11 protein-coding genes are annotated in these 14,276 nt (G+C 39.1%); 1 reads left to right on the top strand and 10 read right to left on the bottom strand.

All coding sequences use genetic code 11. The features are described 5' to 3' along the window. Positions 1-119: 119 nt before the first annotated feature. The 10 genes from MKX82_RS10630 to MKX82_RS10675 all read right to left on the bottom strand — a co-directional run bounded on the left by MKX82_RS10630 (position 120) and on the right by MKX82_RS10675 (position 13,049). The gene (locus tag MKX82_RS10630) at positions 120-1,271 is read right to left on the bottom strand and encodes an iron-containing alcohol dehydrogenase (RefSeq protein WP_341077028.1); all 1,152 of its coding nucleotides are present in this window, start codon (positions 1,269-1,271) and stop codon (positions 120-122) included. 64 nt (positions 1,272-1,335) lie between these two features. Next, the gene (rhaD, locus tag MKX82_RS10635) at positions 1,336-2,172 is read right to left on the bottom strand and encodes a rhamnulose-1-phosphate aldolase (protein WP_341077030.1); all 837 of its coding nucleotides are present in this window, start codon (positions 2,170-2,172) and stop codon (positions 1,336-1,338) included. Between the two features lie 193 nt (positions 2,173-2,365). Then, positions 2,366-3,127: a DeoR/GlpR family DNA-binding transcription regulator gene (locus MKX82_RS10640; RefSeq protein ID WP_237941486.1), complete on the bottom strand. Its 762-nt coding sequence runs from the start codon at positions 3,125-3,127 to the stop codon at positions 2,366-2,368. 165 nt (positions 3,128-3,292) lie between these two features. Beyond that, entirely contained in the window at positions 3,293-4,615 is a 1,323-nt protein-coding gene (locus MKX82_RS10645) for an MFS transporter (protein WP_341077031.1), read from the bottom strand. Between the two features lie 41 nt (positions 4,616-4,656). Next, positions 4,657-4,971 (bottom strand): L-rhamnose mutarotase, encoded by a 315-nt coding sequence (rhaM, locus tag MKX82_RS10650; RefSeq protein WP_233313734.1) that lies wholly within the window; start codon positions 4,969-4,971, stop codon positions 4,657-4,659. Between the two features lie 80 nt (positions 4,972-5,051). Then, positions 5,052-6,305 (bottom strand): L-rhamnose isomerase, encoded by a 1,254-nt coding sequence (gene rhaA / locus MKX82_RS10655; RefSeq protein WP_341079500.1) that lies wholly within the window; start codon positions 6,303-6,305, stop codon positions 5,052-5,054. A gap of 12 nt (positions 6,306-6,317) precedes the next feature. Beyond that, the gene (rhaB, locus tag MKX82_RS10660) at positions 6,318-7,730 is read right to left on the bottom strand and encodes a rhamnulokinase (RefSeq protein ID WP_237941487.1); all 1,413 of its coding nucleotides are present in this window, start codon (positions 7,728-7,730) and stop codon (positions 6,318-6,320) included. 151 nt (positions 7,731-7,881) lie between these two features. Continuing rightward, a complete protein-coding gene (locus tag MKX82_RS10665) occupies positions 7,882-8,847 on the bottom strand; it encodes an AraC family transcriptional regulator (RefSeq protein ID WP_233313732.1) in 966 nt (321 codons plus the stop codon). 144 nt (positions 8,848-8,991) lie between these two features. Beyond that, entirely contained in the window at positions 8,992-11,646 is a 2,655-nt protein-coding gene (locus tag MKX82_RS10670) for a glycosylhydrolase-like jelly roll fold domain-containing protein (protein WP_341077035.1), read from the bottom strand. Continuing rightward, positions 11,646-13,049, bottom strand: coding sequence for a PTS transporter subunit EIIC (locus tag MKX82_RS10675; RefSeq protein WP_233313730.1), 1,404 nt, complete (start codon positions 13,047-13,049; stop codon positions 11,646-11,648). The genes MKX82_RS10670 and MKX82_RS10675 overlap by 1 nt, the downstream gene beginning before the upstream one ends. A gap of 182 nt (positions 13,050-13,231) precedes the next feature. On the opposite strand from MKX82_RS10675, the gene MKX82_RS10680 reads away from it, so the two are divergent. Next, a complete protein-coding gene (locus MKX82_RS10680; protein WP_341077038.1) occupies positions 13,232-14,266 on the top strand; it encodes an AraC family transcriptional regulator in 1,035 nt (344 codons plus the stop codon). Positions 14,267-14,276: the final 10 nt, after the last annotated feature.

Consider the following 14,276-nt stretch of genomic DNA (forward strand, 5'->3'; position numbering starts at 1 on the left):
CCACCTCTATTTCCCACAGGAGTCGAGTGCCCTCCGCCCCACAAAAAAACCAAACTATTTATTAGTTCGGTTTTTTTGTATACTTACATACTTTTGTAGCAGCCTCTTTTTATATTACTTTATAAAATCTCCTTATACATGGCGATTACTTCTTCTTTTGTAGGCTGAAATGGATTCCCTGGGGCACAAGCATCCACAAGCGCAAACTGAGCAAGCTTTTCTAAGTCTGCTTCAAATACGCCTAATTCTGACAGAGTTGCAGGAATACCCACACTAACGCTTAATTGTTCTATTGCATTTATCACTTCCTCTGCACATTGCAAAGCTGATTTGCCTTCTGTTTGAATTCCAATAGCCTTAGCAATTGCCGGAAACTTACTTGGATCTCGTTTAGCATTTTCCCTCTCAACGATTGGCAGAAGCATCGCATTACACACACCATGAGGCAAATCGTAAACGCCGCCTAACTGGTGGGCCATTGCATGGACAAATCCAAGTCCTGCATTATTAAATGCTACACCAGCAAGGAACATGGCGAATACCATCTGCTCTCTTGCTTTGAGATCCTCCCCATTTTTGACTGCTTTTGGCAAATATTCAAAGATAATTTCAACTGCAGCCAAAGCTTGAGCATCTGTAATCCTGTATGCGCCTTTTGACACAATCGCTTCAATCGCATGTGTTAAAGCATCCATCCCTGTAGCAGCTGTCAATGCTTCAGGTTTTGCCGTCATCAGCTCAGGATCATTAATGGAAATTGCTGCAAGACTGTTTTTATCAACCATCACCATCTTCACTTGCCGTTCTTCATCTGTAATAACATAGTTAATCGTATACTCGCTTGAAGTGCCGGCAGTTGTGTTAACTGCTGCAATCGGGACAGATTTATGCGCTGTTTTTCCTACACCTTCGTATGTTCTTAAATCTCCGCCGTTAGCTGCCATAAGGCCAATAGCCTTTGCTGCATCCTGCGGTGAACCTCCACCGACAGAAACGATACAATCACATTGATTTTCTTGAAATACTTGCAAGCCATTCATTACATTAGCAATTGTCGGATTAGGCTTTACTTCGTCGTAAATTATATAATCGATAGCATTGTTTTTCAGTATATTTATCACTTTTTCTGCAATACCATTGTTTACTAATACTTTATCAGTTACAAGCAGTGCTTTCGTAAACTTCAGCTGATGTAAATATTCGCCTGCTTCATTTAGGCAGCCTCTTCCGATTAAGTTCGTACTTGGTATATATAAAACATGTGAAGACATGATGTTTATCCTCCTTTATATGTTCAATATTTCACAAATAAAACGAAAAAGATTCGGCAATCTATTAAGCGATAATAATGCCAGGACGGGGGGTAACATGAAATGCTTTTGCTAAGTCAGCTAATTCTCTGTCTGTTATGGTTTGTTTTATGCGCGCTGGGTCTCCGATTGCTGTGTAAATTTGCGCTGCTTTTTCAGCAGTTTCAATTAGACCGAATGTCTCATCAATTGTTGTACCTGCACCGAATATACCATGATGGGGCCATATGACGAGGCGATGCTCCTTCATCTTTTGTGCTGTTTGCAGTCCGATTTCTGCCGTACCAGGAATCATCCATGGCACAATGCCAATTCCGTCCGGAAATACAACGATGCATTCTGTGCACATTTGCCAGAGGGTTTTCGTAAACATTGCTTCATCCAGTTCATGAGTAAAAGTCATGGCAATAATATTTGTCGCATGATTATGCATGATAACACGATGTTCGCTGTCCACCTTTAGTCTTTCTGTGTGACTTTTGAAATGGGCAGGAAGCTCACTTGTCGGAAGTGTTCCATCCTCCAATCCCCACAACACATCAATGCTTTGCCCTCTCTCTCCTACCTTAATAATTCCAAACGTGTTGCAAGGGTCTTCCTTCGCATTTTTAAAGTATTTGCCTGAGCCAGTTACGATAAAAAATTTGCCTTCGAGTTCTTCTACAGACGTCGGAATCGGTATTGTGCGTACCACCTTACTCGCATCTAAGTATTCTTTCACCTCTTCTTCCTTCAGCAAATAACTGATATTGCCGCCATTTCGTTCATCCCATCCAAGCCTCCACATATTAAAAGCAGCATTATACATTTCCTTCAGGAAGGGGGCGTCTTCTAGGTTTTTCTTCTGAACCTTTGTTGGCATTCTCATGCACTCCTTTGTTTTCTCTTAATCTGCTATTTTTGCTTTTTTCGTATGTTGTCTTTTTACATCTTTATCATAAAAGGATAACAAATATAAGTCAACATAAACAAAAACAAACAAAATAAAAAACAATGCATTTATGAACATTTTATGTCTGTTTTCCCTTATAAAAAAAGAAACCCATGATTGGGTTTCAAATCTTTACAATAGAATAAGGAATTGTTTTTTCCTGCAGCTCCTTCTGATAGTCAGCAGGGATGTTCACATCGGAAATGACATGATGAACATTTTTCAAATCACAAATATGAGCGAAGGTTTTTACTCCGAATTTAGAAGAATCGGCAAGCAAGATAACTTGGGAAGAAATATCGATCATCTTCTTCTTTAATATAGCCTGCCACTCATTGGAGTCACTTAAGCCTGACAAATGCACACCCTTGCATGATAGAAACAGCTTGTTGACATAATAGCTGTCTAAAGATCGTTCTGACAGGGGTCCAACATAGGACAGCGAGTTGGCAAGGAGCATTCCGCCTGTGGAAATAACTTTAATTTGTTCCTTTTTGCTAAGCTCTAGGGCTACCTTAATAGAATTCGTGATAACCGTCAAAGGCATATCAGGCAATTCCTGAGCCATATACCATGCTGTTGTGCTTCCGTCCAATAAGATTTGCTCACTTGGCTCAATCAGCTTCACAGCTTCAGCAGCAATCGCCTTTTTTTCAGCAGAATTGGTAATTTCCCGCACAATAAACGGAATATCGGTTGCTTCTTTTTCAATGCTGACAGCTCCGCCGTGGCTTCTGCTTAACAGCTGCTCTTGTTCTAACTTTTCTAAGTCTCTTCTGATTGTTTCTTCTGTAACAGAAAAGATTTCACTCAGCTCTGATACGCGAATGCTTAATCTTTCGTTTACTAATTCAACAATTTTTCTGCGCCTTTCTGCAACAAGCAACTAATATCTCCCTTTCTTTACAGTGCCTAATTTTTGTTTATTTGGTTTTACGTTTGATTTTGTATTTTTACTATACCATAATTAGCTACTATTTTATATAATACAAGCTACAAAAAAAGGGGCATCAGTATCATAACCTTTGCCCCCATTCGTATTAGCTAAACTTTATACCGTTTTATGAACAGATTTATGCTCAAGCACATCACCGTAACGCTCTTTTTCAATTTCCTGCAATGTTTTTCCTCTTGTGTCAGGTGCAAGAATTATACCGATAATCATATGAATCGCAAGGAAGGCAATCATTACTATACCTGCAACAGTAAACCCTAACGTATCCATCAATAGCGGCAGGATAAACGACCAGACTGCAATACCAGTTCGGACGATAAAATACATAAGTCCTTGTGCACTCGCACGATATTTTGTCGGGAAAAGCTCACTTGTCCATAGAGCATAAAACGCTTGTGCACCAATTCCAGCTGCAGCTCCCCACAGAATAACAAAGGCAATCAGTGTCGGCCATGTCATTGGCATGAATGTCAGGATAATCCAAGCAACAAGTCCCATGCCTGCTCCAATTCCAAACAATGTTTTCCGGCTGACCTTATCTCCAAGCTTCATAAACAGGAAGTATGTTGTCAGCACGGTGAACAGCCACAAAAATGCTTGCAGCATATTAGCCTGCCCTGTGCTTAACCCGCCGACATTTTCATAAATATACGGCATGAAATACCCCATTGCGCCTGCTGTTAAATTCCAGAATAAATAAATTCCGATTAACAAAACCAATGCCTGACGATTAGCTTTTAGTGTAAATAATTCCTTCAATACATTCGTTTTTGCTTTGCCTTGTAATGCTTCTGCTTTTTCTTTCGCTTGTTGTTCTTCCCAAATTTTCGATTCATCCAAGCCTCGTCTTATATACCATGTCACAAACGCGATAACCAGCAAGTGTAGAAAAATAATTCTTGAACCAGCAAGCCCTAGTGGAGCCAAAATAACTGCAAACACAAAGGTTAACGTTGGACCAATTGACCATGCCAACTGGGCGGTTCCGACATGGGCTGCCCGTTTATGCTGCGGAGATTCTTCTGCGATATACGTCCATGAAACAGGAACACCGGCACCAACTGCCAACCCTGTAATAATCGTTCCGATTAGCAGCATCGGGAAATTGACAGAGGCTGCAATCAATGCAACACCAATCATATAGACGAGCAAATCATAGCTAAAAATAAATTTTCGTCCAAATTTATCTGTTAATGGCCCACCAATCAATGCACCTATCGCCGCACCGAAAGCGTTTGCACTTAATGCACTTAACAACCCTACACCCATGCTGTCAATATTCAAGTATGCTTGCCACATTGTTAAACTGCTTGCAGCGGCGATAATAGAGCCTGCTTCAATATAGTTTGCCATTGCTACAGCAATCGTTGCTTTCCAGCCTGTTACGTTTTTTGCCGCAAATTTTTTGTCTTTCGCCATGTTCTCTCTCTCCTTTAGTCATCATGCACACCTTTAAATCGTTAATCCATATGGAAAACTTCTGCTAATGAAATAGTAACAGGACTGTTATCAGCATTGGTTTCCATTAAAGGCTCCATGAATTCCCACCATTTCTGGTTGATGGCAGTGCTTGCCATCTTGCTCCATTTTTCCTCATCTTTTATTTCAACATAGCCAAACAGCTTGCTTGACTCTTTATCAAGAAATATCGTGTAGTTTTTTGCACCATGATCATGAAGTGCTGCTACCATTTCCGGCCATATTTCATTATGGCGTTTTTCATATTCAGCATGCTTATCTGGATAAACATTCATAATAAAGCCTTTGCGTATCATACTCTCCATCCCCTTTTTTGTAAAGGTTTTCATTTTTGTTGTTTTTTTCTCCTCCCTAATATTAGGGAGGAGTTAACAAACTAGCGCTGAGCTAAAACATCCTGTTCATATGCTTTCACATTTTCCAGCCATGTTTCTCTTACAGGCACATTCATTGTTTCACAATAATAATCCCAAACCGCTCCGAAAGGATATGTCTTAAATTCTTCCATTAATGCTAATCTTTCTGTGAAATTGCCTCTTTCTTGCAGCTGTTTTAATTTCTCATTCGGCATCAATAGGGCATTAAGCAATGCCTTAATCATATTTCTTGTGCCGATTGTCCATGCTGCCACACGATTGATGCTTGCGTCAAAGAAATCCAAGCCGATAAGCACCTTGTCAATGGCATTATTGCGGACAATCTCAAGACCAATTTCTTTTAGTTCATCATCAAGTATAACGACATGGTCACTATCCCATCTGACAGGTCTTGATACATGAAGTGCTAATTTATCGGAAAACAGCAGCATCGATGAAATCTTATTGGATACTGTTTCAGTCGGGTGATAATGGCCTGTATCCATTAAGCAGAGCTTATTATTTTTTAAGGCATAGCCCATATAAAACTCATGAGAGCCGACAACATATGATTCAGATCCGATGCCAAAGACTTTGCTTTCTACTGCATCTAAATTGTAGCGTTCATCCGTTTTTTCAGCATAGATTTTATCTAATGATTCCTTTAAGCGGATACGAGGTGTGAGTCTGTCACTTGGAATGTCTTTATATCCGTCTGGTATCCAAATATTTGTTAATGCAGGCGTTCCTAATTCCTTGCCAAAGTACTCTGCAATTTGTCTGCTTTTAATACAGTGTCTGATCCAAAACTCACGGATGTCTTCGTCTGGATGAGAAAGTGTCAGTCCGTCTTCTGCTTTTTTATGAGAAAATAAAGTCGGGTTAAAATCAAGGCCTAATCCTTGCTCTTTAGCCCAAGCTACCCAATTTTCGAAATGCTTCGGTTCAATTTCATCCCTTTCGACCGCTTCTCCGTTTGTTTCTGCATAAATGGCATGCAAGTTTACGCGATGTTTGCCGGGAATGAGCGATAAAGCTACTTCTAAATCACTGCGCAGCTGTTCAGGTGTAGTTGCTTTGCCAGGATAATTGCCTGTTACATCAATCCCGCCTGACAATTCACTTGGATTGGCCTCAAATCCGCCAATATCATCACCTTGCCAACAATGTATGGAAATAGGAATCTCTTGTAACTTTTTCAAGGCTGCCTCTACATCCACGCCCCATTGTTCGTATTGTTTTTTTGCTGCTTCAAAGTTTTCTTTTACTGACATCATTGCGCCTCCTCATATTGTTTGTGCTGCTTCATATCCTTTTACATCAAAAGAATGCTTTATTAACTTCCTCGCTTCATGTATATCCTTTATTTCTCCTAAAGCAATTAATTGCGAAACGATATTGCCGATTGCTGTTGCCTCAACAGGCCCTGCAAACACTTGCTTTTTTGTGGCATCAGCTATGAGCTGGTTCAGCAGTTCGTTTTGACAGCCCCCGCCGATAATATTAATCTTTGTAAATTTCTTCTCGAAGATTTCTTCAATTTCACCAATTGCTGCAACATAGCACTCTACTAGAGAGTCATATACACATTTGGCGATCTCACCTGGTGTTGAAGGAATAGCTTGATTTGTTTCTGCACAGTATTTTTGTATTTCTTCTATCATATTTTCTGGATTTAAAAAACGGTCATCGTTAACATTGACAATCGATGTGAAGTGGCTTGCCGCTTTTGCAAGCTCCACAAATTCAGCAAATGAATATTGATTATCATAATTTCTGCGCACTTCTTGAATCATCCATAATCCCATGATGTTCTTCAAAAACCGGAAGCGGTAGTCAATGCCTCCTTCATTTGTGAAGTTGTAATCCAATGCCTTCGTCACACATATCGGGAACCTGTTTTCTACTCCAATTAAAGACCATGTGCCTGAACTGATATAAATAGTCTCCTCATGTTCCGGCACTGCAATTACGGCAGAAGCAGTGTCATGTGTCGCAGGTAGCACAACCTTTAAGCTGAACCCGAATTCCTCTGCCAACTCTTCTTTTATTTCTCCTAATACGGTGCCTGGTGTTTTGATTTCCTGAAAGATTTCTGGTTTGATAGAAATCGCTTCAAGCAATTGTTTATCCCACTTTTTCGTAAAGGCATTAACAAGCTGTGTGGACGTGGCATTAGTATATTCATTAACCGCTTTACCTGTCAGCAAGTAATGGAAGTAATCTGGAATCATTAAAAATGTAGCTGCTTTATCCAAACTTTCTTGATCTGTTTTCTGAAGGGCGCGGAGCTGATACATCGTATTGAATTTTTGAAACTGAATGCCGGTTTCCAAGTAAATCCTTTCCTTGATGATATGCTCGAAAACCTCCTCCATCATGCCGTCAGTCCGGTCATCCCTGTAAGACACTGCCTCTGTCAGCAGCTCACCGTTATCATCGAGCAGTACAAAGTCGACTGCCCATGTATCAATGCCGATACTTTCCGGCTTTACATTTAAATCACTGCATTTTTTTATTCCTTGTTTTATTTCGACAAAGAGCTGCTCTAAATCCCAGCAATAGTATTGTCCTTTTTTGACAATGCTGTTCGAAAAGCGGTGCACTTCTTCCAAAAACAGTCTCCCCTGTTTTAAAGAACCGAGCATCAGTCGCCCGCTTGAGGCTCCAATATCAACGGCCAAGACAGATTTGTTCATATAATACCTCTCCTTGTTCCCCTTTTGAAAACGTTTCCTAATTAGTATTTTACTGAATGAAAACGCATAATAAAATAACGTTATTTTTCTTATTTGTTGTCCTTAAATTCCTAAATAGTAAAATTAACCACAAAAAAACCGGCAAGTTTCGCTACCTTGCCAGTGCTTTTCTCAGTTCTTTTGGTGTTTTCTTATATTTTTCTTTAAAGATTCGGTAAAAATAACTGATATTATCATACCCTACTTCTTCCACTACGGTCCGGACAGGAAAATCGGTCGTTTCCAGTAGTTCTTTCGCTTTCGTTAAGCGCTTTTCCTGTATTAAATCTTTAAATGTAAAGCCAGTCGCTTTTTTAATATTTTTACTTAAGCTTGAGCTAGATTGCATTAAGTGATTGGCAAGCTCCTGAAGAGTGCCGCTTTTATAGTGCTCTTCAATATATTTTAATGATTCAACAATAAGGAAATGCTGAGAAGAGGATGAAAGGTTTTTCGTGATTTTATCCGTATTTTTCACAAGCTCAATTAAAAGCAGACCCATATACAGCTTCATTTTTGATTCTGCTAGCAGGGAGTTTGCGTTCTCCTCCTTAATGAGATTTTCAACCAGTACTTGAATTTCCGCCACATCTGCTACAGCATAATATAAATATTGTCCATTTTGCGTGTGATTAAATAAGCTGTTAATTAAAAACTCGGTAATGATATTCTCACCGTTTAAGTATTGAAAGATAAATTGAAAAAACAATGGCTGAATAATGAAATTAAGGACAAGATCATCTTCCCCGCATGCCTCAATCTCATGCTCGATATGCTGATTAAGAAAAAGCAGCTCCCCTTTTTTCAAAATAATGGCGTTATTATCTACCTTTTGCCGCAGTTCTCCCTTCACAACATAATTAATTTCAATATAGTTATGTTTGTGCTTTGGAAAATCAATAAATCTAGTATGTTTCCTAACGGTTATCATTTTGTTTTTATCCAGAAATTTTTCACTTTCAATAATGAAATGATTTTGACTTGTATAAAGGTCTTTCCTGACCTTTTTCTCTTGAGATAATATCTCGGCCTCTTCTTCTGTGAGTTCCATTAATTGCTTTAAAAGAAGTGCATCCATATAAATTCCCCCTGACTTCTCTGTTAGAAGCTTCATTACTATATTACTAACAATCTCAAAGTTTAGGCAATCAAAAAATGAAACCGTTTTACTAAAAAAAAAAAAAACAGGACTGATATAAAACCAGTCCTGTTTTAGCTGCGACTATTTTTGAAATGTTTTTAGTTTCACACTTCCAAGCAGCCCAGTTGGCTGCAAGATTCTGTATTGAGAAAGATAGTCTTTTTGGGCAGTTCCAAGTGTATTCGTCACTTCCACTGTCAACAAATTCCGGCCTTTTTGAACAAAGGGAGAAATATCATAAACGTATGGCTTACTTACCTTTACTCCTGCAGAAGAGCCATTTATAAACACTTCGGCAATTTCATAAGCTTCGCCTAAATCAAGCTGATAATCAGTTGAACAATCATTTATGAATAACTCTTTTTGGTATCGAACACTACCAGAAAATGCTGGATACAAAGAAGGTTTAGCGATGTTTGTTAATTCCTCCAACACAAAGCTTTTATGGAAGCTCGGATACTCAGCTGCTGTTGCTAATGCAACCTCCCACGGGCCAGTTATTTCACATTCTCCCGTTTGCTTGCTGGCAGGAACTTGTTGAGCGTCGAGCTGACAATCGGACACAATCCATATTGCTGCTTCCTGCGGTGCCAAGAATAATGGAATTTCATTTTGAATTGTCTCCACCCAACGAAGGCAATTGTTTTCCCATGGATCATATTTATATAGATAACCTGATTCCTTGAGTGTCACTTTATTGATAATCTCACTATCTGGTGATTCATTAAAAAACATATACACGGTGTTTTCTAAATGACGGTATTGGTAATATCGCAGGTCAGCTGCTGCCTTTTCTAACATAATTTCATAGGCCCCTTCTGCTCTCATCATGCTTGCAAGCTTTTCTAAAGGCACTATCTTGACTTGTTCTGATTCTTCTAGCCATTTTATTTCTTCACTTACTAAATCATCCTCACTTGCTCCAACAGGGAGAGCATTAATAAATATCAGCATTGCTCCGGCGCGAATCAGCTGTGCTGCTTTTTCAAAGAATGCTTTCGGCAGCCGTTCTGCATATGGAATGACTAGGTTATGAAACTCCTCCTGATGTAAGAGGATTTTATTATTTTTCACCTCAGCATTCATAAGCAAGTCTAGTGATACTATATCAAAATCGATTTGATTCTGTGTTAATACCTTTGCTGGTTTTTGGAAAAGCATTGCATTCCCTGACCACTCTGCTTCTGCATGATAAAGAATTAGTGATGTGGCAACATGCTGACCGTCACTTAACAGCTCTGACACCCGATTTGTATAATTCATTAATAAATGCAAATAGCGATGCTGCGGATTGATGCCATGTGCATAAAAATGGGGCGGACAGTCTGCATCTGGAAATGGTGCCATGTCAAAAGAATGGGGCACAAAGTGATTGATTCCTCTAACAAGCATATGGTCTGTCATCCATTTCATCAGATTTAATCCTTCAGACCAGCCGTAGGCTCCGTATATTTCACACATTGTTCTGCCTTTTTTCTGGGAGTCCAAATGACCAAGCGATGCCCCAAGTTTACCTAAGCCATAATGAAAGAATTCTCCGTCCCATCCTGTTGAAGTGAATGTTTTGAAATAGCCTTCATCCATTCCAGGAAGGAGCTGATGTAAGACTACATCAATGCCTGACATACTTTGGCCGCCAAGTGCGCGGAAGAAATGTCCGGCACCATAGCCTAATCTTCCATGTGCATTATTATCCTCTATTAAATGACCAACATATTCTACCCCATGCTCAGTACACCAGTGAGCTAGTTTATTTGTAAAATTTTCTGCATACATTTTTGAAACGAGATTCATATAAGCATGCCTTATTTGATGCTGTTTTTTTGTACCATCTGTAAGGAGCAGAGGCAATAGTTCCTTGGCTGATTTTCCGAATGTCTCCTCCAACAAAGCAACGATGTTTGCATGCCATGGCAGCACCATTTCCGTTTTTCCGATAATAGCATCCGGGCCTTTTATATTGCCGAATCTAGGTTCATCTGTAAAAAAACCAGCAATCGTTGTCCCGAAATACGATGAGAATTTGTCAAAATGAGGCTGATAAACTGTATCTATTAATACTTGGGTGGCATTTGGATCAATTGGATTTAAATAACCTTCTGTTGATCTTTCTCCACCGCTGAAAGTTTCTACTAAAATAAAAATTCGCCAATTGCCTTCTGGAACATCCCAATAAACAACACCATTTTCTAAATGCTTCGTAATATCAACAAGTGTATCGGTATCGACTGTATTGTAATCTATGATTTTTGCAGCTATTATGCCAATAATCTGGTCAGCTGTGTCCTTTTGTCCGTTTATTTCCGCAGTTCCGTCTGTTCCTACAGACAGAATTGAATTTCGGTCCCCACTTGCATGTCTAACGATAATGCCAGCATCTCTTTGCGGGCCATGAAAATCAAGCTGTGTTATTTTTAAAAATTTCTTTCTTAATTCTGGATGATGCTTTATTATTGCCCCGTTTGCATAGCCTGTTGGAAAATGTGCATCATCAAACAACCATACCTTCATGTTCTTTTCCTTAGCCACTTCTAATACGATCTGTAAATCTTTCCACCATCTTTCACCGACAAAATCAGGATGGGGCCGGGGCTCGACGCAAACCGCTCTTATCCCGCTTTTATAAATTTCGTTCATATATTCCTCAATTACTTCCTCAGACTCTCCATGCATCCATAGAAAAGGAAATATATAATTATTTTCTTGCTGCGTTAATAATTTAGTTAATTTTTCCATTATATCTCCCTGCCCTTATCTTTATTAACCATTAATTTAGCTGTTTGCTTTCCAGTCAGAATATAAGTAATAGCTAATGTTACGAAAAATGCTACAAGCGCTGAAATTATATAAGCTGTAAAGCTAGAATCAATCCCTTTTGGATTGATGAACAGTGGTGCAGCGAAAAGTGCATTGCCGCCAAATCCATACATTTTTGCATTCATAAAGGCTGTTATGCCCCCGGCAATTCCTCCACCTATAAAGGCAGCGACAAATGGCTTTTTGTAGGGAATCGCAATACTGTAAATAATCGGCTCCGTTACTCCAAAGAGCCCTGTCATTCCTGTCGAAAATCCTAGTGAGCGATTCGCTTTATCTTTTTGCTTTAAAGCAAAACCAATGGCTGCTCCTGCCAAGGCAAATACGGTTACATTTAAAATGGCATTGATCGGGTCTTCTCCCATTGTTGTAATATTGTTCATTAGAATCGGGATAAACGCATAATGCAGACCAAAGATAACGACCAATTGCCAAAATGCTCCAAGGATTATTCCTGTTATTACTGGGCTTATCCCATAAACTGCTTGTGTACCAGATGCAAGAATATCACTTAAATAAGTCATCAGCGGTCCAATTAATAAAAAGGTTGTAGGTACTGTAATGATGAGAACAAGGAGCGGAGTCAGGAAGAACTTCACCGCATCCGGCACTTTATCTTTTATTCTTTTTTCTATAAATGCTGCCAAGGCAACTGCTGCAATAATCGGAAACACCGAATTTCCATAACTCGCCAGCACAACCGGTATTTGCAGGAACGTAATATGAGCTCCTTCATTGTAAAGAGCAGTAATATTAGGGTAAACGAGCCCTGCTCCAATCGTTGCTGCCACAAATGGATTGGAGTTCAGTTTCATCGCAGCAGAAACGCCAAGAATAATCGGCATAAAATAGAAGAATCCATCTGAAAAAGCGTACAATATTTGATAGGTGCCACTTTCAGTTGATAGCAGCTGAAAGGAAGTAAAACCTGCGAGCAAGCCCTTTATGATACCGGCGGCTGTCATGACACCCATTACTGGGAAGAGAATGCCAGATATGAGTTTAAAAAAGCGATTAAATGCCCCTTCTTTGACTTGACTAGAACGTTCGGTATTTTGTGCAGACTGCTCATGCTCTATCGATAGCAGTTTTATAACCTGATCATATGCTTTCGACACTCCTGTTCCAACAATTATCTGATATTGTCCGCCAGATACAGCTGTTCCTAATACACCTTGTATTTTTTTTATGGCTTCTGTATTTGCTTTGCTTTCATCCTTCAGCACGAATCGCAGCCTTGTCATACAATGTGTAATGCTTGAAACATTTTCCTTGCCTCCAATTTCAGAAACAACACTTTCTGCCAACTTTGTATAATCCATTTACGCCACTCCTCTATCGGTATATGACCAACTAATTTACCTGCATTTGCATTACGTTAATTCAGTAATATCGTTATTGGAACCGCTAACAATTTTTATTGTAATGTAAATATATTTATATTAAAATTGCTGAATATAACTACTTACTTTACCAAACTTAACTTTTTAAAAAGAGGTGGAGCATGCAAAAAACTGAATTAATGGAGCTCTTGTTTACTATGTCTGACAGAGAGCTCTATTATAAAACCAATCCAGATTACTATAAGTCCTTGTTTGATAGCTGTGACAGCATAGAGCTTAATAACCAAAAAGTATATGTCTTCAAGTTCAACGATCAAAAAAAGGAGAATGCCTATTCTCCGCCTAACCCAACTCTTGAAATTGTTAAGCATTCCAGGTATTCTACTATTCCTTTCCATATTCATGACTATATAGAAATGAACTATGTATATGCAGGGACCTGCACGGCAATCGTCCAGGATAAAGTTATCCCGTTACAGTGCGGAGATGTTTGTATCATGGATACAAACGTGCCTCATACAATCTGTGATGCAGAGGAAAAGGATATTATCATCAATATTCTCATGGATAAAAGCTACTTTACTGCTTCCATGCTCGGACAGCTGTCAAGCAATAGCATTATTTCCGACTTTATATTAGAGGCTATATCACATGATCGCCTGCATAACCGCTTTCTTTTATTTCACTGTCAGAACAGTGATAAGCTAGGCTCACACGTCGAGAATCTGTTATGTGAATTCTACGAACCAAGCTTTTGCTCAAAAGATATTATCAACGCTTATATGGTATTAATCTTTGCAGAAATGCTTCGGCATTTTCAAACAGACAATAACTGCAAATCGGCTAATGGGAAACAGAATCCGATATTGGATATCCTTCTATACATGGAGGAAAATTTTCAAAGCTGTACCTTACAAGAGGTAGCACAGCATTTCAGCTTCCATCCCAACTATTTAAGCAGGCTTATTAAAAAAATTACTGGGAAAAGCTTCAAACAGCTACTTCAGGAACAAAAGCTTAACAAAGCTTCCTATTTGCTAAATCACACATCCATGACAATTGCCGAAATTTTAAATGAAATAGGATATCAAAATCATGGCTTCTTTAATAGAATCTTTAAAGAGAGATATAATGTGACACCTAAAGAGTATCAAAGGAATATTCACCTTGGACAAAAAAGCACGCCCATTTCTTAAATGTGGGCGT

The organism is Niallia sp. FSL R7-0271 (assembly GCF_038005785.1).
GTDB lineage: Bacteria > Bacillota > Bacilli > Bacillales > Cytobacillaceae > Niallia.

Bases quoted from the DNA above. Each gene is read 5' to 3' on its own strand.
- MKX82_RS10630 (WP_341077028.1), bottom strand. From the start codon at position 1,271: ATGTCTTCACATGTTTTATATATACCAAGTACGAACTTAATCGGAAGA.
- rhaD (WP_341077030.1), bottom strand. From the start codon at position 2,172: ATGCCAACAAAGGTTCAGAAGAAAAACCTAGAAGACGCCCCCTTCCTG.
- MKX82_RS10645 (WP_341077031.1), bottom strand. From the start codon at position 4,615: ATGGCGAAAGACAAAAAATTTGCGGCAAAAAACGTAACAGGCTGGAAA.
- rhaM (WP_233313734.1), bottom strand. From the start codon at position 4,971: ATGATACGCAAAGGCTTTATTATGAATGTTTATCCAGATAAGCATGCT.
- rhaA (WP_341079500.1), bottom strand. From the start codon at position 6,305: ATGTCAGTAAAAGAAAACTTTGAAGCAGCAAAAAAACAATACGAACAA.
- rhaB (WP_237941487.1), bottom strand. From the start codon at position 7,730: ATGAACAAATCTGTCTTGGCCGTTGATATTGGAGCCTCAAGCGGGCGA.
- MKX82_RS10665 (WP_233313732.1), bottom strand. From the start codon at position 8,847: ATGGATGCACTTCTTTTAAAGCAATTAATGGAACTCACAGAAGAAGAG.
- MKX82_RS10670 (WP_341077035.1), bottom strand. From the start codon at position 11,646: ATGGAAAAATTAACTAAATTATTAACGCAGCAAGAAAATAATTATATA.
- MKX82_RS10675 (WP_233313730.1), bottom strand. From the start codon at position 13,049: ATGGATTATACAAAGTTGGCAGAAAGTGTTGTTTCTGAAATTGGAGGC.
- MKX82_RS10680 (WP_341077038.1), top strand. From the start codon at position 13,232: ATGCAAAAAACTGAATTAATGGAGCTCTTGTTTACTATGTCTGACAGA.